The 23,504-nt window shown below is 73.9% G+C and carries 24 protein-coding genes; 20 read left to right on the top strand and 4 right to left on the bottom strand.

All coding sequences use genetic code 11. The annotated features are described in order from the left end of the window. Nucleotides 1-124 precede the first annotated feature (124 nt). Nucleotides 125-1,546: an MFS transporter gene (locus tag ACZ51I_RS07495; RefSeq protein ID WP_468872270.1), complete on the bottom strand. Its 1,422-nt coding sequence runs from the start codon at nucleotides 1,544-1,546 to the stop codon at nucleotides 125-127. Between the two features lie 108 nt (nucleotides 1,547-1,654). Continuing rightward, the gene (locus ACZ51I_RS07490) at nucleotides 1,655-2,047 is read right to left on the bottom strand and encodes a hypothetical protein (protein ID WP_468872268.1); all 393 of its coding nucleotides are present in this window, start codon (nucleotides 2,045-2,047) and stop codon (nucleotides 1,655-1,657) included. Between the two features lie 180 nt (nucleotides 2,048-2,227). On the opposite strand from ACZ51I_RS07490, the gene ACZ51I_RS07485 reads away from it, so the two are divergent. The 4 genes from ACZ51I_RS07485 to ACZ51I_RS07470 all read left to right on the top strand — a co-directional run bounded on the left by ACZ51I_RS07485 (nucleotide 2,228) and on the right by ACZ51I_RS07470 (nucleotide 4,879). After that, the gene (locus ACZ51I_RS07485; protein ID WP_468872266.1) at nucleotides 2,228-3,433 is read left to right on the top strand and encodes a serine hydrolase domain-containing protein; all 1,206 of its coding nucleotides are present in this window, start codon (nucleotides 2,228-2,230) and stop codon (nucleotides 3,431-3,433) included. Nucleotides 3,434-3,619: 186 nt separating this feature from the next. Further along, entirely contained in the window at nucleotides 3,620-4,036 is a 417-nt protein-coding gene (locus ACZ51I_RS07480) for an STAS domain-containing protein (RefSeq protein WP_468873790.1), read from the top strand. Continuing rightward, nucleotides 4,029-4,490 (top strand): ATP-binding protein, encoded by a 462-nt coding sequence (locus ACZ51I_RS07475; RefSeq protein ID WP_468872264.1) that lies wholly within the window; start codon nucleotides 4,029-4,031, stop codon nucleotides 4,488-4,490. The genes ACZ51I_RS07480 and ACZ51I_RS07475 overlap by 8 nt, the downstream gene beginning before the upstream one ends. A 65-nt stretch (nucleotides 4,491-4,555) precedes the next feature. Beyond that, complete coding sequence (locus ACZ51I_RS07470) at nucleotides 4,556-4,879, top strand: plasmid stabilization protein (RefSeq protein WP_468872262.1); 324 nt, start codon at nucleotides 4,556-4,558, stop codon at nucleotides 4,877-4,879. Here the strand turns inward: ACZ51I_RS07470 and ACZ51I_RS07465 are convergent. Beyond that, nucleotides 4,873-6,237, bottom strand: a complete 1,365-nt coding sequence (locus ACZ51I_RS07465) for a carboxyl transferase domain-containing protein (RefSeq protein ID WP_468872260.1) — start codon at nucleotides 6,235-6,237, stop codon at nucleotides 4,873-4,875. The genes ACZ51I_RS07470 and ACZ51I_RS07465 overlap by 7 nt on opposite strands. A gap of 157 nt (nucleotides 6,238-6,394) precedes the next feature. Further along, the gene (locus ACZ51I_RS07460) at nucleotides 6,395-6,853 is read right to left on the bottom strand and encodes a Crp/Fnr family transcriptional regulator (protein WP_468872257.1); all 459 of its coding nucleotides are present in this window, start codon (nucleotides 6,851-6,853) and stop codon (nucleotides 6,395-6,397) included. Nucleotides 6,854-7,056: 203 nt separating this feature from the next. Between ACZ51I_RS07460 and ACZ51I_RS07455 the strand changes: the two genes are divergently transcribed. From ACZ51I_RS07455 to ACZ51I_RS07380, 16 genes are all read left to right on the top strand, one after another. Continuing rightward, a complete protein-coding gene (locus ACZ51I_RS07455; protein WP_468872255.1) occupies nucleotides 7,057-7,812 on the top strand; it encodes an amino acid ABC transporter ATP-binding protein in 756 nt (251 codons plus the stop codon). Nucleotides 7,813-7,867: 55 nt separating this feature from the next. Continuing rightward, complete coding sequence (locus ACZ51I_RS07450) at nucleotides 7,868-8,719, top strand: glutamate ABC transporter substrate-binding protein (RefSeq protein ID WP_468872252.1); 852 nt, start codon at nucleotides 7,868-7,870, stop codon at nucleotides 8,717-8,719. Nucleotides 8,720-8,729: 10 nt separating this feature from the next. Continuing rightward, on the top strand, nucleotides 8,730-9,395 hold the full coding sequence (locus ACZ51I_RS07445) for an amino acid ABC transporter permease (RefSeq protein ID WP_468872250.1): 666 nt from the start codon (nucleotides 8,730-8,732) through the stop codon (nucleotides 9,393-9,395). Further along, nucleotides 9,392-10,303: an amino acid ABC transporter permease gene (locus ACZ51I_RS07440; protein ID WP_468872248.1), complete on the top strand. Its 912-nt coding sequence runs from the start codon at nucleotides 9,392-9,394 to the stop codon at nucleotides 10,301-10,303. The genes ACZ51I_RS07445 and ACZ51I_RS07440 overlap by 4 nt, the downstream gene beginning before the upstream one ends. 56 nt (nucleotides 10,304-10,359) lie before the next feature. Continuing rightward, complete coding sequence (locus ACZ51I_RS07435; protein ID WP_468872245.1) at nucleotides 10,360-11,946, top strand: molybdopterin-dependent oxidoreductase; 1,587 nt, start codon at nucleotides 10,360-10,362, stop codon at nucleotides 11,944-11,946. A 53-nt stretch (nucleotides 11,947-11,999) separates the two neighbouring features. Continuing rightward, on the top strand, nucleotides 12,000-14,141 hold the full coding sequence (locus tag ACZ51I_RS07430; RefSeq protein ID WP_468872243.1) for an ATP-binding protein: 2,142 nt from the start codon (nucleotides 12,000-12,002) through the stop codon (nucleotides 14,139-14,141). Between the two features lie 46 nt (nucleotides 14,142-14,187). Next, the gene (locus tag ACZ51I_RS07425; protein WP_468872240.1) at nucleotides 14,188-15,372 is read left to right on the top strand and encodes a sulfite oxidase; all 1,185 of its coding nucleotides are present in this window, start codon (nucleotides 14,188-14,190) and stop codon (nucleotides 15,370-15,372) included. A gap of 66 nt (nucleotides 15,373-15,438) precedes the next feature. Beyond that, nucleotides 15,439-16,269, top strand: a complete 831-nt coding sequence (nadE, locus tag ACZ51I_RS07420) for an ammonia-dependent NAD(+) synthetase (RefSeq protein WP_468872238.1) — start codon at nucleotides 15,439-15,441, stop codon at nucleotides 16,267-16,269. Nucleotides 16,270-16,342: 73 nt separating this feature from the next. After that, nucleotides 16,343-16,729 (top strand): VOC family protein, encoded by a 387-nt coding sequence (locus ACZ51I_RS07415; RefSeq protein WP_468872236.1) that lies wholly within the window; start codon nucleotides 16,343-16,345, stop codon nucleotides 16,727-16,729. A gap of 72 nt (nucleotides 16,730-16,801) precedes the next feature. Then, the gene (locus ACZ51I_RS07410) at nucleotides 16,802-17,482 is read left to right on the top strand and encodes an ABC transporter permease (RefSeq protein ID WP_468872233.1); all 681 of its coding nucleotides are present in this window, start codon (nucleotides 16,802-16,804) and stop codon (nucleotides 17,480-17,482) included. Continuing rightward, the gene (locus ACZ51I_RS07405) at nucleotides 17,479-18,153 is read left to right on the top strand and encodes an ABC transporter permease (protein ID WP_468872230.1); all 675 of its coding nucleotides are present in this window, start codon (nucleotides 17,479-17,481) and stop codon (nucleotides 18,151-18,153) included. Before ACZ51I_RS07410 ends, ACZ51I_RS07405 begins: the two co-directional genes overlap by 4 nt. An 11-nt stretch (nucleotides 18,154-18,164) precedes the next feature. Beyond that, nucleotides 18,165-19,145 (top strand): ABC transporter substrate-binding protein, encoded by a 981-nt coding sequence (locus tag ACZ51I_RS07400; protein WP_468873789.1) that lies wholly within the window; start codon nucleotides 18,165-18,167, stop codon nucleotides 19,143-19,145. 45 nt (nucleotides 19,146-19,190) lie between these two features. Next, nucleotides 19,191-20,498: an alpha/beta fold hydrolase gene (locus tag ACZ51I_RS07395; protein ID WP_468872228.1), complete on the top strand. Its 1,308-nt coding sequence runs from the start codon at nucleotides 19,191-19,193 to the stop codon at nucleotides 20,496-20,498. A 77-nt stretch (nucleotides 20,499-20,575) separates the two neighbouring features. Further along, nucleotides 20,576-21,709, top strand: coding sequence for a GntR family transcriptional regulator (locus ACZ51I_RS07390; protein WP_468872226.1), 1,134 nt, complete (start codon nucleotides 20,576-20,578; stop codon nucleotides 21,707-21,709). A gap of 89 nt (nucleotides 21,710-21,798) precedes the next feature. Further along, a complete protein-coding gene (locus tag ACZ51I_RS07385; RefSeq protein ID WP_468872224.1) occupies nucleotides 21,799-22,731 on the top strand; it encodes an SIS domain-containing protein in 933 nt (310 codons plus the stop codon). Then, complete coding sequence (locus ACZ51I_RS07380; protein ID WP_468872221.1) at nucleotides 22,728-23,480, top strand: PIG-L deacetylase family protein; 753 nt, start codon at nucleotides 22,728-22,730, stop codon at nucleotides 23,478-23,480. Before ACZ51I_RS07385 ends, ACZ51I_RS07380 begins: the two co-directional genes overlap by 4 nt. Nucleotides 23,481-23,504 lie beyond the last annotated feature (24 nt).

Here is a 23,504-nt window from a genome sequence, read left to right as displayed (position 1 = left end):
CGGACGGGTCCGCCGATCGGGGGCCCGTCCGTCCTCGTCGAGCTGCCCCGGACCCGGGGTACGACCCCGGCCTCTGACGGCCCCTCGCCGAGGGACAGCGTGCCCCGGGCATCATGCGTCGCCCCTACGGCGTCGGCCGCTCACGGGCGGACGGCCCCAACGGCCTGGGCCTCGCGGCGCGTGCCACGGCGAGGAGGAAGAGTCCGCACAGCGACACGATCAGCCACCCCGGCCGGGTCGCAGCGGCCAGCTCCGCCGGGTCGGCGTCCGCGACCAGTCCGCCGGCGACGGCGATGCCGACCGCCACCCCGACCTGGCGCGAGGTGGAGGTGATCGCCCCCGCCACCCCGGCCCGGGACGGCGGGAGCCCGGAGACCGCGGTGTTCGTCAGAGGGGCGTTGGCGAAGCCGAACCCGATGCCGATCAGCAGGAAGGCGAGCAGGATCAGCGACACGCTCGTGCCCTCGTCCAGGCCCGCCAGACACAGACCACCGGCCGCGGTGAACCCGCCCGCGAGGAGCAGCGGACGCCGGGGCCCGACACGGCCCACCAGGATGCCGGACCAGGGCGCGCACAGCGTGGCCCCGAGCGCCATGGGCAGGGTTGCCGCGCCCGCCGCGAGCGGTGTCCAGCCCCGGGCCTGCTGGAGGTAGAGGGTGCTGAGCAGCAGGGTCACGTTGAGGGCGACGAAGACCGCCGTCGCGCCGAGCACCGCCGTGACGAACGCCGGCCGGCGGAACAGGCCGAGGTCCATCAGCGGTTCATCGCGCCGGAGTTCGATCTGGACGAAGCCGGCTGTGGCCGCCGCGGTCAGCGCGTACCCGGAGAGGGCCGCGGGTGACGCCCAGCCGACGCGGGGGCCTTCGATGAGGAGGCCGACGGTGAGGCAGAGCGTCAGGGTGAGGAGCACCTGACCGGGCAGGTCGAGCCGGCGGGCGCGCTCGCCGCGGGACTCCGGAACGAACAGGGCGACCAGGACGAGGGCGAGGACCACCACCGGCGCGTTGATCCAGAACACCGAGCGCCAGCCGAACGCGGCGATGAGCGCCCCGCCGGTGACCGGGCCCGCCGCCATGCTCAGTCCGAACACCGAGGCCCACACGCCGATCGCGCGGGCGCGTTCCCGGGGGTCGGGCATCGCGTTGACCACGATCGCCAGGGCCACCGGACTCAGCATCGAGGCGCCGATCCCCTGGACCGCCCGGGCGGCGACCAGCACGCCGAGGGACGGAGCGAGGGCGCACAGGAGGGAGGCGAGCCCGAAGACGACCAGCCCCCACCGGAAGACCCGGCGGCGCCCGAAGCGGTCGGCGAGGGCGCCGGCGACGACGAGCAGGCTGGCCATGACCACGGTGTAGGCGTCGACCACCCATTCGAGACCGCGGGTGCCCACGTCGAGGCCGCGCCCGATCTCGGGAAGCCCCACGTTGACGATGGTGGCGTCGACGCCGACCAGGAACATGCTGAGCGCGCAGACCGCCAGCACGGTCCAGCGCCGGCGCGCACTGAGCGGGGTGGGTGGCGGGGCCAGGGATGTCGTGAGCACGTGAGTTCCCCTTCGACGGGACCGGACGCCGTCCAGACTCGGACCCGGGGGAGGGGGATGGCAAAGAAACTTGCGGGGATCGCAAAAACTCCGCGAGGGGGGAGTGGGTCAGACGGAGGTGAAGAGATCGCCGGGAGCGTCGTCGAGGACGAATCCGTTGTCGAAGCGGACGCGGACCGTGAGGCGGAGCCGCCGTTCCCGGTAGGCGGTCCACGCCGGCTCCAACGAGCCGATCTGCTCCTCCAGTCGCGCCCTGCTGGCCGGAGGCATCTGGTGGCCGAAGTCGTCGAGGAGGGCCCTGAGCCGCTCGTACTCACGGACCTCCGGGCTCTGCGGACGGTCCTCGTCCAGCCGCTCGACGACGCCCTCGACTCCCGCGGCCAGAGCCAGGAACCCCGCCCCGGTGCCCTCCTCCGCCGGGACCTCGCCCGCCGGAACGACCTGCCCGGCCAGCCTCAGGTCCACCGCCAGCTTCACCCGCCGGCCCTCTTTCAGCGTCATGGTCCTTCGTCTCCCCATCGTCGGAGGTGCCATTATCCGGCCCTCGGGCCCGCCTCGGTCACCGCGTGACCCCGTACGGGTGGACTCTTGCCGCACCCGCCGGGCGGGAGCGGCGCCGTCCTCGCCCTCGGTGGTGATGATGCCCCTTCGAAGCCCGTGACCAGGAAAAGGCGCCCCCCCATGCGACGCACCCCCTCCCGCCGGTTGTTCGCCGCGACGCTGCTCGTGGCGTCCGTGCTGGCCCCCGTGACGGCGACGCCCGCCACCGCCGTCCACGCCGCCGGAGCCCTCGCGGGCCGGTACGGCGAGGACGACTGCCCGCAGCACGGTCTCGGTCCCGAACTGACCGCCCGGCTCGACAAGGCCATCGAGGACGTCCGCAGGCAGGCCGGCATCCCCGGCGTCGTCGTCGGCCTGTGGATGCCGGGCAAGGGCAGCTACGTCCGCGCGACCGGCGTCGCCGACACCGTCACCCGCGAGCCGATGACCACCGACGGCCACATCCGCATCGGCAGCGAGACCAAGACCTTCACCGTCACCGCGCTTCTGAAGCTCGTCGACGACCACCGGATCGGCCTCGACGACCCCATCTCCCGCTATGTCCGCGGAGTTCCGAACGGCCACCGGATCACCCTGCGTCATCTCGCCGAGATGCGCAGCGGCCTCTTCCCGTACACCTCGGACCCGGACTTCATCCACGACCTGCTCAGCGACCCGTACCGCTCCTTCACCCCGGAGGAGGTGCTCGCGTACGGGTTCAAGCACAAGAACACGTTCAAACCGGGCGCCAAGTTCGAGTACTCGAACACGAACCTGGTCCTGCTGGGCCTGGTCGTCGAGAAGGTCAGCGGCCGGCCCCTCCCCGACTTCCTCCGCGACCGCGTCCTGCGCCCGGCCCACCTGCGCCACACGCTCTTCCCGACCGGGCCCGAGTTTCCCGAGCCGCACCCCCACGGCTACACCGACCAGACGCTCAGCGGCGCGGTCGCGGACACCACCGACTGGAACCCCAGCTGGGCGTGGGCGGCCGGGGCGATGATCTCCGACCTGCACGACCTGCGGCGCTGGGCGAAGATCCTCGCCACCGGCGAGCTGCTCAGCCCCGAGACGCAGGCGCAGCGGCTCCGGACGCTGCCGACGGGCTTCCCCGGCTCCAGCTACGGCCTGGGCATCTTCGAGACCAACGGCTGGATCGGGCACAACGGGTCGCTGCCGGGGTACGAGACGGTGACGGTGTACCTGCCCGAGCGGGAGGCGACGCTCGTCATCATGATCAACACGGACATCTCCAGCGGGGGGCAGGAACCGTCGACGCTGCTCGCGCGCGCGGTGACGAGCGTGGTGACCCCGGACCACGTCTACGCGGGCTCGGTCCAGCCCCGGTAACCCGTCGCCGACGGCGCGGGCCCCGGACGGGAGCCGGGCGCGGGCCCCCCGCCGGCGGGGGGCCCGCCCGGCTTCGCCCGTGGCGACTATTCGCCGATGAGTTCGGGGATTGAGGAGGTCGATCCGGGGCAGCCGTCCGAAACCGGTGGGAAGACGTGTGATCGTCGAGGAGGTGGGCGGGTGTCCATGGACGCCGACGGCAATACAGGGGAGCGGCCACCGCCCCACGACGCCCGGTTCGCGCTCCGGGCCCGGCCCGGGACGTCCGACGGGGTGGTGGTCCTCGGCCTCGGTGGCGAGCTCGACCACGACACGGTCGGCTCGTTGCACCGGGCGCTGGAGGAGCACGCCCGGGCCCGCAGGGTCGTCGTCGACTGCTCCGGCCTGAGCTTCTGCGACTCGACGGGACTGAACGAGCTGTTGCGGGCGCGCCTGCGGCTGCAGGAGACGGGCGGGCGTCTGGACCTCGCGGGGGTCCACCCGCCCGTGGACCGGATGTTCGAGATCACCGGGGCCCGGACGGTCTTCCGGGTGTACGGGAACGTGGCCGAGGCCCTGGCGGACGACAGGGACGGCGGGGATGGCGGGGACGGTCATGGCTGACGGCGAAGGCGCTCCCCCGACCCAGGTCCGGAGGTTGGTGCTGCACGGCACGCGCGGGGTCGTGTCCCGCTGCCGGGACTTCACGAAACAGGCGCTGACCGACTGGGGGTGGATCCCGGCGGACAGCGAGGAGGCGGAGGAGCGGGTCGAGGACGTCCTGCTGCTCGTGTCGGAGGTCGTCACCAACGCCTGCCTGCACGCCGGCGGCCCCGAGCAGTTCGTCCTGCGGCACGGCGAGGGAGGGCTGCGCGTGGAGGTGTCCGACGCGAACCCGGAGCATCCCCGCGTACGGGCGCCGCGCTCCGCCGCGCTGCCCGGCGGGCACGGCCTGATGGTCCTGGACCGGCTGGCCGGTGCCTGGGGCAGCCGGGACAAGGAGCCGGGAGGGGTGGGCAAGGTGGTCTGGCTGGAGATCGGCCGGCCGCCCCGAAGGAAGCCGGACGAAACGGATTAGAGCTCACGGGTGCGGGCAGCCGCCGGACACGGGGGCAGTCGCAGCCGGACGGAGAGGAGCGCACCATGCCGCGCGGATCGAACGCCAAGCGCGAGCGGCAGTACGAGCACATCAAGGAAAGCGCCCTGGACCGGGGCGAGAGCGAGAAGCGGGCCGAGGAGATCGCCGCGCGCACGGTGAACAAGGAGCGGGCGCGGTCCGGCGAGTCGAAGACGGCGAGCAAGAGTTCGACGGAGGACATGTCCTCCTCGCGGCGCGGCGGCAAGCGTTCGCACAGCGGCTCGGAGGGTCCGACCTACGACCAGCTGTACGCCGAGGCCCAGCGCCGGAACATCCACGGCCGCTCCTCGATGGACAAGGCCGAACTCAAGCGGGCCCTGGGTCACTGAGAGCCCCCGGCCCCCTCGGCAGCTCCGCCCACGACCCCCCGGACCACACCGAGTTCCACGAGGTCCTGGGGGCGCAGACGGAGCTGGTCGGCAGTGGCCGCAACCTCCTCGGGAGCGCGCTTGAGGATGGCCGCGGCCGCCTCGGGCGCGATGACGGAGAAGTAACTGTCCGGGGTGGCCCAGGTGTTGTCCGGAGCGGCCAGGGCGAGGGCACCTCCCGAGCCTCCCTCGCCGATGAGCAGTGAGGTGAGCGGGGTGCGGGCCGAGGCGACGGCGGCGAACAGGCCGGCGATCGCGGTCCCGGCGCCCGCGCGTTCCGCCGCGGGATCGTTGGCGGCACCCGGGGTGTCGACGAGGGTGAGCACCGGGATGCCGAGGCGGTCGGCCAAGCGTACGAGGCGGGCGGCCGTGCGGAAGCCGGCCGGGCGCGTCGCGGTGCCGCACTGGGCGGCGTAGGCGACCGTACGCCCGTCGGGAAGCCGCCCGAAGCCGCACCGCATGCCCGGGTCGACGCCCCCGCAGCGGTCGCCGGAGATCTCCTCGCGCAGGGTGAAGTGGGCGTCGAGATAGGCGGCGGCCCGGGGCCGCTCCGGGTGCCGGGCGCGGGCCACGGCCTCCCGCCCGCTCGCGGCGGGCGGCGCATCCGGGTCGCCCAGCGCGTACGGCGGCGGGACCGGACCCTCGGCGGGCCGGACGAGCAGCGAGAGCCAGCGCCCGAGGGTCTCCCGGAGCGCGCCGGGCGTCACGATCGCGTCGATGTGGCCGTGGGCGAGCTGTGCCTCGGCGGTGTACGCGGCCGGGTCCGCGTCCGGCGGCCGTACGCGGGAGCCGGCGAAGCCCACCTGGGCGCCGGGCAGGGCGAGGACGACATCGGAGCCGGCTCCGAGCGTGGCCCAGCCGCCGCCCGTGGTGGGATCCCGCAGGACGGCGATCTGCGGCAGCCCCGCCGCCCGCGTGACCTCCGACTCGCGGGCCAGGTACTGGAGTTGGAGGAGCGCCCGCATGCCTTCGTGCATGCGGCTGCCGCCGGTGGCGGGCAGGACGACGACGGGAAGCCGTCGCGCGCGGGCCAGGTCGTGGGCCGCGGCGGCCCGTGCGCCCGTGCGCTCCCCGAGGGACCCGCCGAGGAACCGGAACTCGAAGGAGATCAGTACCGCCGTCACACCGCCCACCACGCCCGTGCCGCAGACCACCGACTCGGTCTCGCCGCTGCGGGCGGCGGCGCGGGCGTGCGCCGCGGCGTACCCGGGCCAGCCGATCGGCCCGTCATCGGGCATGGGGCCTTCCGCGAAGGGGAGTTCGCTGAAGTCGTCGGTGACGAGGGCGATCGCCTCGCGTGCCGTCGTCGGATCGATCATGCGGGCCTCGCCGCTCGTCGCCGGGGTGTGCCTACGGATGATGCCGGGAGCCTGCGGGCCGTGCGGTACGGCACCCGCCCGCCGGGGCCGGCCGGGCTGGTGCCCTGCCGACCTCCCACCGTACCGTCCGGCCCCCGCGGGCCGGCCGCGGAGCCCCTCAGGCCAGGATGCCGCTCCCGTGCGGGGCGTACAGGTCCAGGAGCCGTACGCGGGTCACATGGAGGCGGTGGGCGAGGATCGCCCCCACCCAGAACATGACCGAGGCGCCGAACTCCGCGTCCGAGCGGCACATCGACCGCACGGCCGGGGCGTCGAACTCGTACGCCCGGACCGGCGTCATCGCCTCGGCCCCCGACTGGCACAGATACGGCGGGAACAGCCAGGACAGCCCGACCAGCTCGCCGTGGCGCAGGGTCTCGATCACGGGCGCCCCCCTGCCCGGCACCTTCGCGTCCAGTGTCACCGCGCCCGTCTTGACGATCCAGAACCGGTCGGCGTGCTGCTGCTCCTCGAAGAGACGGTGGCCGGACTCGAAGTGCACGTCCTCGGCGAAGGCCATCAGGCGCTCCCGGTGCTCCGGCGGCAACGTGCTGACCTTGGGGGCGGCTCTGCTCATGGCGGACCCTCCTCGCACACTCGACTCCCACCCCCAGTGTGCGGCCGTGCGTCCCGGCGCGCAGTCTCCGGGAGGCCCGCGATAGACGGACGCGGGAGGTGACGTCGGTCTCACGCTCGGTGCGCGCCCGTCCGGCGTGCGCGGGCCCGGCCGAGGGCGGAGCATGAACGTAGGCAAGCGGGGGTGTGACCCAGGAGGGTGCCATGCCCGTCCCGGACGGCGGCGACGCGCTCGTCGCGTTGCGCGGGGTCGACAAGTACTTCGGCAGCCTGCACGTCCTCCACTCCATCGACCTCACGATCCACCGCGGCGAGGTCGTCGTCGTCATCGGGCCGTCCGGCTCGGGGAAGTCGACGCTGTGCCGGGCGATCAACCGCCTGGAGACCATCGACGCGGGCGAGATCGTCGTCGACGGGCGGCCGTTGCCCGCCGAAGGGCGGGAACTGGCGGCGCTGCGGGCCGATGTGGGCATGGTCTTCCAGTCCTTCAACCTGTTCGCGCACAAGACGGTCCTCGGCAACGTGACCCTCGGGCAGATCAAGGTCCGCAAGAAGGACCGGAAGGAGGCGGAGGAGAGGGCCCGCGCCCTCCTCGACCGGGTGGGCGTCGCCTCCCAGGCCGACAAGTACCCGGCCCAGCTCTCCGGGGGCCAGCAACAGCGCGTGGCGATCGCCCGCGCCCTCGCCATGGATCCGAAGGTGATGCTCTTCGACGAGCCGACCTCCGCGCTCGACCCCGAGATGATCAACGAGGTTCTGGAGGTGATGCGGCAGCTCGCCCGGGACGGCATGACGATGGTGGTCGTGACCCACGAGATGGGCTTCGCCCGCTCCGCCGCGAACCGCGTGGTCTTCATGTCCGACGGGAAGATCGTCGAGGAGGCGACCCCGGACGAGTTCTTCAGCAACCCGCGCAGCGACCGTGCCAAGGACTTCCTGTCCAAGATCCTCCACCACTGAGTCGCGGCCGCCGCCCGGTCGGTCGCCCGATCCGCAGCCCCCAGGGGTGATCCTCATGAACCCGCACAGGACCAGCAGGGCCGTCGTGGCCGCCGCCGCGGCCGTCGTCCTCTCCCTCACCTCGGCCGGATTCGCGAACGGCGCGGCCGGCGCGGTGCCCCGCGACCACGACGACGGCGACAAGATCACCATCGGCATCAAGTTCGACCAGCCCGGCATCGGCCTGAAGACCCCCGACGGCACCTACACCGGCCTGGACGTCGACGTGGCCACGTACATCGCGAAGCAGCTCGGCCACGACCCGTCCGACATCGTCTGGAAAGAGGCCAAGAGCGCCGACCGGGAGACGCTCCTGCAGCGCGGAGACGTGGACTTCATCGCGGCCTCGTACTCGATCAACGACAAGCGCGCTGAGAAGGTCGACTTCGCCGGTCCCTACCTCCTCGCCCACCAGGACGTCCTCATCCGGGCCGACGACGACTCGATCAAGAAGCCGTCCGACCTGAACAACAAGAAGCTCTGCTCGGTCACCGGCTCGACCTCCGCGCAGAACGTCAAGGACAAGATCGCCCCGGACGCCCAACTCCAGGAGTACGGCGGCTACTCCGAGTGCCTGACCGGTCTGCAGAACGGGGTCATCGACGCCGTCACCACCGACGACTCGATCCTCGCCGGTTACGCAGCACAGCCCGAGTTCAAGGGCAAGTTCAAGCTCGGCGGCTTCAAGATGAGCAACGAGAACTACGGCATCGGCGTCCAGAAGGGCAGCGACCTCAAGGCCGAGATCAACAAGGCCCTGGAGAAGATGGTCGCCGACGGCTCCTGGCAGGCGGCGGTCAAGAAGAACCTCGGCCCCGCCGGCTACCAGAACGAACCCGCGCCGAAGATCGGCGTCATCGTCACGTGAGCAGGCCGCCGTGTTCGACTTCCTCCAGGGGTACGACCTGCTCGGAGCCTTCTGGGTGACGGTGCAGCTCACCGTCTTCTCCGCGATCGGCTCCCTCGTCTGGGGGACGCTGCTGGCCGCGATGCGCGTCAGCCCCGTCCCCCTCATGCGGGGCTTCGGCACCGTCTACGTCAACATCGTCCGCAACATCCCCCTCACCGTCATCATCGTCTTCACCTCGCTCGGCCTCTTCCAGACCCTCGGCGTCACCATGGGCGCGGACCGGTTCACCACCATCAACTTCCGGCTCGCCGTCCTCGGCCTCACCGCCTACACCAGCGCCTTCGTCTGCGAGGCCGTCCGCTCCGGCATCAACACCGTCCCCCTCGGACAGGTCGAGGCCGCCCGCGCCATCGGCCTCGGCTTCCCCGAGGTCCTCCGCCTGATCGTGCTCCCCCAGGCCTTCCGCTCCGTCGTCGGCCCCCTCGCCAACGTCCTCATCGCCCTCACCAAGAACACCACCGTGGCCGCCGCCATCGGCGTCGCCGAAGCGGCCCTGCTGATGCGCGAGATGATCGAGAACGAGGCCCAGCTCATCCTCATCTCCGCGATCTTCGCCGTCGGCTACCTCTGCCTCACCCTGCCCACCGGCCTCCTCCTCGGCTGGGTGGCCAAGAAGGCGGCGGTGAAACGGTGAAGAGCCAGAAGGCGCAGCCCACCGTCCTCTACGACGTCCCCGGTCCGCGCGCCCGGCGGCGCAACCTCCTGTGGACCCTGCTGTTCCTGGCCGGCCTCGCCGTCGTGGTGTGGTGGGTCGTGACGAGCCTCGCCGACAAGAACCAGCTCGAATGGTCCAAGTGGGCGCCCTTCTTCACCGACGCCCGCGTCTGGGAGACGTACATCCTCCCCGCCCTGAAGAACACCGTGATCGCCGCCGCGACGGCCATGGTCCTCGCCCTGCCCCTCGGCGCGCTCCTCGGCATCCTGCGGCTCTCCGACCACCGCGCCATGCGCGCCGCCGCCGGCACCGTCGTCGAGTTCTTCCGGGCCATCCCCGTCCTGATCCTGATGCTCTTCGCGAACGCCGCCTACTCCGAGTTCACCGACATCAGCCCCGACACCCGCCCCCTGTACGCCGTCGTCACCGGCCTCGTCCTCTACAACGCCTCCGTACTCGCCGAGGTCGTCCGCGCCGGCATCCTCGCGCTTCCCGCCGGACAGACCGACGCGGCCAAGGCCATCGGCATGCGCAAGGGCCAGACCATGGCCTACGTCCTCCTGCCGCAGTCCGTCACCGCCATGCTGCCCGCCCTCGTCAGCCAGCTCGTCGTCATCGTCAAGGACACCGCTCTCGGCGGCGCCATGCTCGGATTCTCCGAACTCCTCGCCTCCGTACGCCCGATGAGCGCCAACTACGGCGCCAACACCATCGCCTGCTTCACCGTCGTCGCCGTCATCTTCGTCGCCCTCAACTTCGCCCTCACCACCTTCGCCTCCTGGCTCGAAGGCAGGCTGCGCCGCGGCAAGAAGTCCACCGGCGCGGTCGTCGGAGCCGATGCCGTCGAGGAGCTGGCGACACCGGGCGAGCACCCGGACACACGCTGAGAGCCATCCGGGTGACGCCGCCCATCCGCGCGGCCGCGCGTGCCGAAGTACCCACCATGACCGACATCAGCACTGCGCCCGGGCCCCACGAACCCACCCGCACCGACCGCCTCCTCGCCGCACTCGGCGGCCTGGTCTCCGCGTACGTCTCGCTGGCCGTCGCGGACCGCGTCGCCGCCCGCGTACGTCCCGAGGCGGGCCCCGTGCAGGCCGTCGGCGGCGCCGTCGTCGACCGGACCCCGGCAGGCCTCGAGGACTGGGCGATCCGCGCCTTCGGGGAGAGCGACAAAACCGTCCTCCAACTCGGCATCCTGCTGATCCTCGCCCTCCTCGCCCTCGGTGTCGGGCTGCTCGCGCTGCGCCACCGCCCGCTCGGCGCGGCGGCGGTCGCCGCCTTCGGCGTCCTCGGGGCCCTCGCCGCCGTCACCCGCCCCGACTCCGATTCCGCCCTGGACGCCGTGCCCTCCCTCGCCGGAGCCGCCGCCGGCGCGCTCCTGCTGTACGTCCTGACCGGCCGGCTCCTCGCCCCGGGGCCCGGAACCGCCCGGGCGGACCGCCGCGGCTTCCTCGTCGTCGCCGCCTCCACCGGCCTCGCCGCCACCGGAGCCGCCGCCCTCGGCCGCGCCGTCGGCACCCCCGTACAGGAGAACGCCGCCGCCTCCCGTGCGGCCCTGCGCCTGCCCCGGCCCGATTCCCCCGCGCCGGCCGTGCCCGCCGGAGCCCAGCTCGACGTCCCCGGCATCAGCCCCTTCATCACCCCCAACCGCGACTTCTACCGCGTCGACACCGCCCTCATCGTCCCCAAGGTCGACGCCGGTCACTGGCGGCTGCGCCTCCACGGCAGAGGCGTCCGCGAGGAACGCAGCCTCACCCTGAGGGAGCTCATGGCCCGGCCGACGGTGGCACGGGACATCACCCTGGCCTGCGTCTCCAACGAGGTCGGCGGCCCGTACGTCGGAAACGCCCGCTGGCTCGGCGTCCCCCTCGCCGACCTGCTCCGCGAGGCCGGCGTCCGCCCGCCCTCCGAGGGCGGCCCCGCCGACCAGCTGGTGGCCCGCTCCGTCGACGGCATGACCATCGGCACCCCCGTCGAAGCCGTCATGGACGGCCGCGACGCCCTCCTCGCCTTCGGGATGAACGGCGAACCCCTGCCCTTCGCCCACGGCTTCCCCGTCCGCATGGTCGTCCCCGGCCTCTACGGATACGTCTCCGCCTGCAAGTGGATCGAATCGATCGAGCTCACCACCTTCGACGCGTACGACGCCTACTGGGTCCCGCGCGGCTGGGCGGCGCAGGCCCCCGTCAAGACGCAGTCCCGCATCGACACCCCCCGTCCCTTCGCCCGACCCGCCGCCGGCACCGTCATGGTCGCCGGGGTCGCCTGGGCCCAGCACCGCGGCATCCGCCGGGTCGAGGTACGGATCGACGACGGCCCCTGGCAGGACGCCCGGCTCGCGGCGGAGGACGGCGCCGACACCTGGCGCCAGTGGGTCCACCCCTGGGCCGCCACCCCCGGCCGCCACACCCTCACCGTCCGAGCCACCGACGGCACCGGCACCACCCAGCCGGAGCGGCGCACCGACACCGCTCCCGACGGAGCACAGGGCCGGCACTCGGTCGTCGTCACGGTCGGCGAAGCCTGACCCCGCCGGCGGCGGCGTAACGAACCGGTTCCGCGGGGCCGTTCCGCGCGCGTATGAGGGAGACTGCTTCCGTGCGTGGACATCTGCCGGACGACACCCCGGGCTTCGTGGGACGCCGCACGGAACTGGACGGCGTCTCCGCCGCGTTGGCGGAGCACCGCCTCGTCACCCTGACCGGCGTCGCGGGAGTCGGGAAGACCCGGCTCGCGCTGCGTGCCGCGCACCTCGCCGCCGACCGGTACCCGGACGGCGCCTGGTGGACCGACCTGACCCAGCTCGACGGCGACCGACTCCTCGTCGCGCTCGTCGCGCTCGTCGCCGACTCCGTCGACCTCGCCGACCACACTCCCGGCATGGCCACCACCGGGCTCTGCCGCCGGCTCGCGGACGACCGACTGCTCCTCGTCCTCGACTCCTGCGAGCACCTCGCCGAACCCTGCGCCCGGCTCGTCACCGAACTCCTCGCCGCCGCCCCCGGACTCACCGTCCTCGCCACCGGCCGCCGCCCGCTCGGCGTCCCCGGTGAGCGGGTCGTCGCCCTCGATCCGCTGCCGCCCGCCGGCCGCGACGCCCTGGAGCTGCTCCGCCGGGCCGCCGGGGAGGAACTCCCCGCCGCCGGACCCGCCGCCGAGATCTGCGTACGCCTCGAAGGCATCCCCCTCGCCCTCGAACTGGCCGCCGCGCAGATCCGCGTCCAGGGCGCCGAAGCCGTCCGCGACCAGCTCGGCACCCGCCTCGACGCCCCGCCCGGAGCCCGCTTCGCCCTGCTCGCCCACCCCGAACGGGTCTGGCCGCGACGCCACCAGACCCTGCGCGCCGCCATCGGCTGGAGCCACGAGCTGAGCACGCCCCTCGAACGCCTCCTGTGGGCCCGCCTCTCCGTCTTCCGCGGCCCCTTCGACCTCGCCTCCGCGACCGCCGTCTGCGCCGGCGGCCCCCTGGACCGCGCCACCCTGCCCGGCGCGCTCGAAGGCCTCGTCCGCGCCTCCGTCGTCCGCCCCCCGGACGCCGCCGGCCGCCTCCGCATGCTGGACACCATCCGCGAGTACGGGGCGACCTGGCTGGACCGGACCGGCGAGACCGGAACGGTCGCCGAACGGCACGCCGCCCACTTCCGGAGCCTGGCCCGCCGCGCCGAGACCGAGTGGCACGGGGCCCGACAGCTCCGCTGGTACCGGACCGTCGACGCCCACCACACCGACCTGCGCACCGCCCTCGACCGGCTGCTTCGCACCGACCCCGACGCCGCCCTCGACCTCGTCGGCTCCGTCGCTTTCGCCTGGTCCTGCCGCGGCCGCCTCCGCGAGGCCCGCGACGGCCTCGAACAGGCCCTCCTCCTCAGCGAGGCCCGCGGCCGCGTCCGGGCCCGTGCCCTGTGGGCCCTCGGCGTCACCCTGGTCCTCCAGGGCGAGTTCGGCCCGGCGCAGGAGACGAGCGAACGCTGCGCCCGCGAGGCCAGGTTCTCCGAGTACGAGGAGGCCCTCACCGCCCGACCGGCCGAGCCGGACCTCGACGCCGAGTACGAGGAGGCCCTCCGTGACCGGCCGGGCGAGCTCACCCTCGACGCCGCCGCCCTCGCGGGGCTCCTCGCCCTCACCACCGGCCGGCCGATGGCCGCGTACGTCGTCGTGGGCCACGTCCTCGACGCCGCCCGGGGCGGCCCCGCCGACTCCGCCGCCCGGCTCCGCTGCCACCTCGTGCGGGTCTTCGCCCTCACCGGCCTCGGCCGGCTCGCCGAGGCCCGGGAACAGGCGCTCCGCCTCCGCCACCTGTGCGAGGAGCTCGACGAGCACTGGACCCGCACCGCCCTCGAGTACCAGCTCGCCCTCACCGGCCTTCTGGAGGGCGACCCGGCGGCCGCCGCCGGCCACGCCCGCGCCATGCTGGAAGGCACCCGCCGCCTCGGCGCGAGCCTCGGCGTCGCCCTCGGCCTCGACGTCCTCGCCACCGCCCTCGCGGCGGCCGGGGACGGTGAGCGCGCGGCCGACGTGAGCGGCACGGGCGAGGCGTACTGGCGTTCCACCGGCCAGCCCCGGCGCGGCCTGCCCGGACTGCGGGCCCTGCGCGAGAAGTACACCGGGACCGCCCGCGAGACGCTCGGTGCGCCCGCCTACGAGGAGATCTTCGTACGGGCCCTCACCGGCCTCCCGCAGGACGGCCTCGACCGGGCCCTGGACGGCCCCCGGCAGGGCTGAGGCTTTTCGGCGTGCCCGCCTCCACGCCCCGGCGCACCATGAGGGCATGGACGGATCCCTGAGTGGACTGAACGACATCAGCACACCGGGACGCCTGGCCGGCCCCGGGGAGGGCATCACCGCGCAGGAGCTCGCCCTCGCCGCCCGCAACCACGGACTGCCCCTGGAAGCGCTGCGGTACGACGTGACACCGCCCGGCCTCCACTACGTCCTCGTGCACTACGACATCCCGGCCACCGACGAGGACGGCTGGCGGCTCACCGTCGGCGGCCGGGTCCTCCGGCCCCTCACCCTGGACCTGGCGGCGCTCCGCGACCGGCCCGCCGTCACCCGCCGGGTGACCCTGGAGTGCGCCGGGAACGGCCGGGCCCGGCTCACGCCCCGCCCCGTCAGCCAGCCCTGGCTGGACGAGGCCGTCGGGACCGCCGACTGGACCGGAGTCCCCCTCGCGGCCCTCCTCGCGGAGGCGGGCGTCGCCGAGGACGCGACCGAGGCGGTGTTCACCGGCGCCGACCACGGGATCGAGCGGGGCGTCGAGCAGGACTACCGCCGCGCGCTGCCCCTGACGACGGCCGCCGACCCGGCCCGGGACGTCCTCGTCGCGTACGCGATGAACGGCGAGCCCCTGCCACCGCAGCACGGCAGCCCGCTCCGGCTCGTCGTCCCCGGCTGGTACGGCATGGCGCACGTGAAGTGGCTCCACGACATCACGCTCACCGCCACCCCGTACACCGGGTTCCAGCAGAGCGTCGCCTACCGCCTGAGCCGGGACGCGGACGAACCGGGGGAGCCCGTCACGCTCATCGCGCCCAGGGCCCTGATGGTTCCGCCGGGCTTCCCCGACTTCATGTCCCGCACCCGCGTCGTGCGCCCCGGCCCCGTGCCGCTCACCGGGCGCGCCTGGTCCGGGTACGGTCCGGTCACCCGCGTCGAGGTCAGTGAGGACGGCGGGGCGGTCTGGAGCGAGGCCGCGCTCGCCCGGGACCCCGCGCACCCCTGGGCGTGGACCGCCTGGCGCGCCACCTGGACCGCGACGCCGGGGCTGCGCCACCTGACCGTGCGCGCCACCGACGCCGCGGGGAACGTCCAGCCGCTCACCGAGCCGTGGAACCGCGGCGGCTTCGCCAACAACCACGTCCAGCGGGTCGAGGTGCTGTGCACCCCGGACGCGTCGGCCCCGGAGGCGCCCCCGGCCCGGGACGCGTCCGCCGACCGGGCGGGCGGCGCGTAGAGTCGACCCCGATGCACCCCCGTACCAGCGGGAACACAGCCGACCGACCCTGATGAGGAGACTTCCGTGACCGACCCGGCGTCCACCGCCCTCCAGCAGCAGATCGCCCGGGACCTCCACGTCGCCGAGACCTTCGACCCGAAGGCGGAGATCGAGCGCCGGGTGGCCTTCCTCAGCGAGCGGCTCACCTCCACCGGGCTGCGCTCCCTGGTGCTCGGCATCAGCGGCGGCGTCGACTCCACGACCGCCGGCCGGCTCTGCCAGCTCGCCGTGGAGCGGGCCCGGGCCGCCGGTCACGACGCCACCTTCTACGCGATGCGCCTGCCGTACGGCGTCCAGGCCGACGAGCACGACGCGCAGACCGCCCTCGGCTTCATCCGCGCCGACCAGGTCCTCACCGTCGACGTCAAGGCGGCCAGCGACGCGGCCCTGGAGGCCTGCCTTGCCGGCGGGGTGACCTTCCGCGACGCCACCCACCAGGACTTCGTGCAGGGCAACATCAAGGCCCGGCAGCGGATGATCGCCCAGTACGCGGTCGCCGGCGCCCACCACGGTCTCGTGGTCGGCACCGACCACGCCGCCGAGGCCGTCTCCGGCTTCTTCACCAAGTTCGGCGACGGCGCCGCCGACGTCGTCCCGCTGACCGGCCTCACCAAGCGGCGGGTCCGCGCGATCGCCGACGAGCTGGGCGCCCCGGCCTCGCTGGTGTGGAAGACCCCCACGGCCGACCTGGAGACCCTCGCCCCGGGCAAGGCCGACGAGGACGCCCTCGGCGTCACCTACGACGACATCGACGACTTCCTGGAGGGGAAGCCGGTCACGCCGGCCGCGTACGCCACGATCACCCGCCGCTACGAGCTCACCGAGCACAAGCGGCAGCTGCCGATCGCCCCCTGAGCGGACGGCGGAGCGCGGCCGGAGGATCCTGGAAGGGGTGCCCGGGCACCGGGCCCCCGGAAGGGAGCACGCCATGTTCGGCGAGACCAAGGCGTACAGCGGCTTCTCGGTCGACGACCTCGACGCCGCACGCGCCTTCTACGGTGACGTCCTCGGCCTCACGGTGGAGGAGACCGGCCCGGAGGGGATGCGGATGCTGAACCTCGTCCTTCCCGGCGGGGCGCGGGTCTTCGTCTACCCCAAGGAGAACCACACCCCCGCCACCTTCACGATCCTCAACTTCGAGGTCGACGACATCGACCGGGCCGTGGACGAGCTGGGGGGACGCGGGGTGACGTTCGAGCGCTACCCCGGTTTCGAGGCCGACGACAAGGGGATCATGCGCTCCGGGCACGGCATGGCCGCCGCCTGGTTCACGGACCCCGCGGGCAACGTCATCGCGGTCCTCTCGGGCGACTGACCGGAGCGCGCCCCGGCCCCCGAACGGCCCGGCCGGGGTGCGCCGGGCCCGTCCGCCCCCTCGAATGAGAGGGTGACCGCGCCGCCCGACGACTGCCTCGCCCGCAACGAGTGGATCTGCGGCGACTACCTCACCAGCCGGCGCGAGATCCTCGCCGACGCCGTCGTCCAGCACCTCCAGATCACCGGCGTCTCCGTGGCCCTCGCCCTGCTGCTCGCCCTGCCCCTGGCGGTCGCCGCCCGCCGCTGGCGCTGGGCGGCCGGGCCCGTCCTCGGGATCACCACGCTCCTGTACACGATCCCGGCGCTCGCGATGTTCTCCCTGCTGCTGCCCGTGTACGGACTCTCCGCCACCCTCGTCGTGGCCGGTCTCGTCCTGTACTCCCTCACCCTCCTCGTCCGGAACGTCCTCGCCGGACTCCGCGCCGTCCCCGAGGAGACCCGGCAGGCCGCGCGCGGCCTCGGGTACGGGCCGATCCGGCTGCTCCTCGCCGTCGAACTGCCCCTCGCCCTGCCCGCCGCCATGGCCGGACTGCGCATCGCCGCCGTCTCCGCCGTCTCCCTCGTCACCATCGGCGCGATCGTCGGCCACGGAGGCCTCGGCAACCTCATCTACGCGGGGATGAACACCTACTTCAAGGCGCAGGTGCTCACCGCCTCCGTGCTCTGCGTCGTCATCGCCGTCGCCGCCGACCTGCTCCTCCTCGGCGCGCAATGGCTCCTCACCCCCTGGACCCGGGGGCGGGCCGCGTGAACACCCTCGCCGAGGCGTGGTCCTGGCTCACCACCGCCGCGAACTGGTCCGGCGAGAACGGCGTCTGGCACCGGCTCGGGGAACACGTCTTCCTCACCCTCGTCTGCCTCGCCCTGAGCTGCCTGATCGCGCTGCCCGTCGCCCTTGTCCTCGGACACCTCGGCAAGGGCGGCGCGCTCGCCGTGAACCTCGCCAACGCCGGCCGGGCAGTCCCCACCTTCGCCGTCCTCGTCCTGCTCCTGCTCAGCCCGCTCGGCACGCACGGGCAGTGGCCGACGGTCATCGCCCTGGTGCTCTTCGCCGTGCCGCCGCTCCTGACCAACGCGTACGTCGGGATGCGGAGCGTCGACGCCGACGTCGTACGGGCCGCCCGGGGCATGGGCATGACGGGCCGGCAGACCCTGGCACAGGTCGAACTGCCTCTGGCCCTCCCGATGATCCTCACCGGGGTACGGATCGCCGCCGTCCAGCTCGTCGCCACCGCGACCGTGGCAGCGCTCGCCGGCGGCGGCGGTCTCGGCCGGATCATCACCGCCGGATTCAACCTCGCGTCCACTCCGCAGGTCGTCGCCGGAGCCTGCCTGGTCGCCGTACTCGCGCTCGTCGTCGAAGCGGTCTTCGAGGGCGTCCGGCGCGCCGGCCCGACGCGAGCCCGGGGGAGCGACGCGTGACGGGGCCGGACATCCTCCTCGCCGGGCGCGCCGTCTGTCTCGCGCTTCTGCTCTGCGGCGGTCTCGCCGGCTGCGCCGTCGGACCGGCCCTGGAGGACCGGGGCGCGGTCACGGGGCAGCCCGGCGACAGCCACCGGCTGGTCATCGGCTCCGCCGGGTTCACCGAGAGCGACCTCCTGGCCCAGATGTACGCGCTGCTGCTCCAGGCGGCCGGCTACCGCACCAGGATCCTCTCCGTCACCAACCGCGAGCTGTACGAGCCCGCCCTGGAGAGCGGACAGATCGACGTCGTACCGGAGTACGCGGCGACCTTCGCCGACTGGCTCAACGCCAAGGCCCACGGCGCGGACGCGCCGCCCGTCGGCTCGCCCGACCCGACCGCCACCATGACCGCCCTGCGCGCGCTCGCCGCGCCGCGCGGGCTCACGGTCCTCGACCCCGGCCGCGCCGTCGACCAGAACGCCTTCGCCGTCACCGCCGCCTACGCCGCCGAGCACCGGCTGAAGACCCTCGGCGACCTCGGCGCCGCCCGGCTTCCCGTCCGCCTCGCGGCGGGTGACGAATGCGTCCGCCGGCCGTACTGCGCGCCCGGCCTGAAGGAGGTCTACGGGATCGACGTGACGGCCGTCGACCCCAAGGGCGTCGGCACCACCCAGGCCAAACAGGCCGTGCAGAACGGCCAGGACCAGCTGGTGCTCACCACGACCACCGACGCCACGCTCGACGCGTTCGGGCTCGTCCTCCTCGCCGACGACAAACGCCTGCAGAACGCCGACCTCATCGTCCCCGTCGTCAACCGCGCCCGCGCCGGCGGCGAAGGCGTCACCCGGGCGCTCGGCCGCCTCAACACGGTCCTGACCACCGCCGACCTGGCGCACCTCAACGAACAGGTGGACAGCTGGCGCCGGCTTCCGCAGGACGTGGCGCGGAACTACCTCGCCGAGAAGGGGCTCGTCCCGCACGGACACCCCGGCGCGGCCCCCGCCGTGTGATCCACTGTCCTCGCGGGGGCGTACCGAACAGGAGCAGGAGCAGCGTTGACCACCTACCGCCAGCCGGGCCTCGTCCTCACCGACCACCGCTTCCCCGTCCCCCTCGACCACGCCCGCCCCGACGGCGAGCGCATCGAGGTCTACGGCCGCGAGGTCGTCGCGAGCGGCCACGCCCGCTCCGGCCCCGAGAAGCTCCCCTGGCTGGTCTACCTGGAGGGCGGGCCCGGCTTCGGCGCCCGCCGCTTCATCGGCCCGCAGGCCTGGCTCGGCCGCGCCGTGAAGGAGTTCCGCGTCCTCCTCCTCGACCAGCGCGGCACCGGCCGCTCCACCCCCGCCAACCGCCAGACCCTGCCGCTGCGCGGCGGCCCCGCCGAGCAGGCGGACTACCTGACCCACTTCCGGGCCGACTCCATCGTCAGGGACTGCGAGCTGATCCGGCGCCGGCTCACCGGCGGCGCCCCCTGGACCGTCCTCGGCCAGAGCTTCGGCGGCTTCTGCGCCACCCACTACCTCTCCACCGCCCCCGAAGGCCTGGACACCGTCCTCATCACCGGCGGCCTGCCCTCCCTCGACGCCACCGCCGACGAGGTCTACCGCGCCGCCTACCCGCGCATCCGGCGGAAGAACGAGGCCCACTTCGCCCGCTACCCCCAGGACGCCGAACGGGCCCGCGCGATCGTCGCCCACCTCCTCGACCACGAGGTCACCCTCCCCGGCGGCGGCCTCCTCACCGCCGAGGCCTTCCAGTCGCTCGGCATCCTCCTCGGCTCCGGCGACGGCACCCACCAGCTCCATCTGCTCCTCGAAGGCGCCTTCGTGCCCACCCCGGGCGGCCCCGCGCTCTCCGACGCCTTCCTGGAGCAGCTCCAGGCCCACCTCTCGTACGCCGGACACCCGCTGTACGCGGTACTCCACGAGGCCAGCTACGCCCAGGGCCAGGGCCCCACCGACTGGGCCGCCGAACGCGTCCGCGCCGAGTACCCCGAATTCGACGCCCGCACGGCGCTCGCCGAGGGCGCGCCCCCGCTCTTCACCGGCGAGACCATCCACCCCTGGCACTTCACCACCGACCCCGCGCTGCGCCCGCTGCGCGACACCGCCGAACTGCTCGCCGCGCGCACCGACTGGACCCCGCTGTACGACCCCGACCGGCTCGCCGCCAACCAGGTTCCGGTGGCGGCCGTCGTCTACCACGACGACCTGTACGTCGACACCGACCACTCCCTGGAGACCGCGCGCGCCGTGCGCGGTCTGCGGACCTGGGTGACCGACGAGTTCGAGCACGACGGGGTACGGGCCGGGGGCCCGCGCGTCCTCGACCGGCTGCTCTCCCTCGCCCGGGGCGAGATCTGACCGGCCCGGCATAGGATTCGGCGCGCAATCGGTCAGCAGAGGGAGCCGGGTGTCCGGCCGCGCGCGAGGGGGCCCGGATGGCGGCACGCGAGACACCGGCGTCCGGCCGTGAGCTGAAGTTCCGGGCCCTCATGGCGGAGCTGCGGCGCGGCATCCTCGACGGCACCTGGCCCCCCGGCAGCAAACTCCCCACCGAACGCGCCCTCGCCACCGAGACGGGCCTGTCCGTCACCACCGTCCGCCGCGCGTACGAGGACCTCGTCGCCCTCGGCCTCGTCGAACGACGCCAGGGCGCGGGCACCTTCTCCGCCCACCGGCCCGAGCGGGACCGGGCCGACCGCCGGATCGTCGGCGTCCTCGTCCCCGACACCACCTTCTACTACCCCCGCGTCCTCCAGGGCATCGAGAAGGCACTCGCGGCGGCCGGCGCCCGGCTCGTCCTCGCCTGCTCCCATTACGACCCCGCAGAGGAGGACGCCGCCCTGGAACGGCTCCTCTCCGCCGGGGTCCACGGCCTCCTCCTCGTCCCGAGCCTGCACACCGCGACCGACCCCGGACGGCGCGCCGAGGAACTCCTCGCCCTGCCCGTCCCCGCCGTGCTCGTCGAACGGCGGCTCGCCGACCACGGCCCCGGCGACCCCACCGAGCACGTCTGCACCGACCACGAGGGCGGCGCCTACGACGCGGTGCGCCATCTGCGGGCCCTCGGCCACGAGCGGCTCGGGCTGGTCGCCCGCACCGACGCGCCCACCACCGCGCCCATCGAGTCCGGCTTCACCCGTGCCCTCACCGACCTCGGACTGCCCGACGCCCCGGTGTACGAGCGGGACGTGATGGCCCACTGGGACCCGGACCGGGCCGACCGGGCCCTCGCCGCGCTGCGCGCCTCGGGGGTCACCGCCGCGCTCTGCTTCGGGGACCGGGAGGCCGCCCTGATGCTGGGAGCGGCCCGCCGCGCCGGGCTGAGGGTCCCCGGGGACCTCGCCCTGATCAGCTACGACAACGAGTTCGCCGATGTCGCGGAGACCCCGCTGACGGCCGTCTCGCCCCCCAAGTACCAGCTCGGCCGCCTCGCCGCGCAGCTCCTGCTCCGGCGGCTCGCCGAGGGGGACGCGGCCCCGCTCCACCAGGTGCAGCTGAGGCCGCGCCTGGTGGTCCGGGCCTCCTGCGGCGGGCGGGAGCAAGGGGCTCCACGAAAGTCCAAGCGGTGAGTGCGGATTGCTCATGGTGTGCTCTCCTCGCGGACGGATACAACTCGGTCCGGACCCGCGAAGGGCCCTGCGAGGAGAGGACCCGGACCATGAGCACCCACGTCAGCGCGGAGATCGCCGGCCAGCCCGACTGCTGGCGGCGCGCCGCCGAGATCGCCGGCCGCGACACCGGCCTGCTGCCGGCCCGCGGCGAACGCCTCGCGGTCGTCGGCTGCGGCACCTCGTACTTCATCGCCCGCTCCTACGCGGCCCTGCGGGAGTCCCTCGGCGCGGGCGAGACCGACGCGTTCCCGGCCTCCGACGCGACCCCCCTCGGCCGCGGCTACGACCGCATCGTCGCCCTCACCCGCTCCGGCACCACCACGGAGGTCGTGGACCTGCTCGCCCGCGCCGCCGGCCGCGTCCCGGCGCTCGTCGTCACCGGCGTCCCGGACAGCCCCGCCGGGCGGCTCGCCGACCGGATCATCGACCTTGGCTTCGCCGACGAACGCTCCGTCGTCCAGACCCGGTTCGCCACCACGGCCCTCCAACTCCTGCGCGCCGGACTGGGGGTGGACCTGGGTCCCGCGATCGCCGACGCCGAACTCGTCCTGTACGAGCGGCTGCCCGCATCCTGGGAACGGCGCGGCCAGTTCACCTTCCTCGGCACCGGCTGGACCGTCGGGCTCGCCGACGAGGCGGCGCTCAAGCTGCGTGAGGTGGCCCGCGCCTGGACGGAGTCGTACGCGGCGATGGAGTACCGTCACGGGCCGATCAGCATCAGTGACCGGGCGAGCCTGGTCTGCTGCCTGGGCCCGGCCCCTTCCGGTCTCCGGGACGAAGTGGAGTCCACGGGCGCCCTGTTCGCAGCCGACGCCATCGACCCGGTCGCGGCCCTCGTCCGCGCCCAGCGGCTCGCGGTGGCGCTCGCCGCCCGGCGCGGCCTCAACGCCGACCGCCCGCGCCACCTTTCACGCTCGGTGATCCTCGCCGGAGCCTTCCGCCCGACGGCGCCGGACGCGAGTCGTATGCTGCGCTCATGATCGACACAGATGTCCCGGACCTTCTGGAGATGCCCGGCGACTGGACGCGCGCGCTGGCCGTCGTCGCCCACCCCGACGACCTTGAGTACGGCTGTGCGGCGGCCGTCGCCGCCTGGACCGACGAGGGCAAGGAGGTCACGTACGTCCTGGCGACCCGCGGAGAGGCAGGTATCGACTCCCTCGCCCCCGACGTCTGCGGCCCGGTCCGCGAGCGCGAGCAGCGGGACAGCGCGGCCGTCGTCGGCGTGGACACCGTCGAGTTCCTCGACCACCGTGACGGCGTGATCGAGTACGGGCTCGGTCTGCGCCGTGACATCGCGGCCGCGATCCGCCGCCACCGCCCGGAACTCGTGATCACCCTCAACCACCGCGACACCTGGGGCGGCGGCCCGGGCGCGCCCTGGAACACCCCCGACCACCTGGCCGTCGGCCGCGCCACGCTGGACGCGGCCGCCGACGCCGGAAACCGCTGGATCTTCCCCGAGCTGACCGACCAGGGCCTGGAGCCCTGGAACGGTGTCCGCTGGGTCGCGGTCGCCGCCTCCAGCACCCCGACCCACGCGGTCGACGCGGCCCCCGGCCTGGACCGCGCGATCCGCTCCCTCCTCTGCCACCGCGCCTACATCGAGGCCCTGACGGACGAGGACCCGGAGAAGTACGTCCGCGACTTCCTGACCGTGGCCACGTCGCGCGCCTCCGCCCGCTTCGCCGACCGCCCGGCGGTGACGTTCGAACTCTTCGCCCGCTGAGGGAGGTCGGGGCCTTCGTCAGCG

This window comes from Streptomyces sp. NPDC034084, assembly GCF_055575535.1.
The sequence above is the reverse complement of the archived record's forward strand: the minus strand, read 5'-3'. Positions and strand labels throughout refer to the sequence as shown.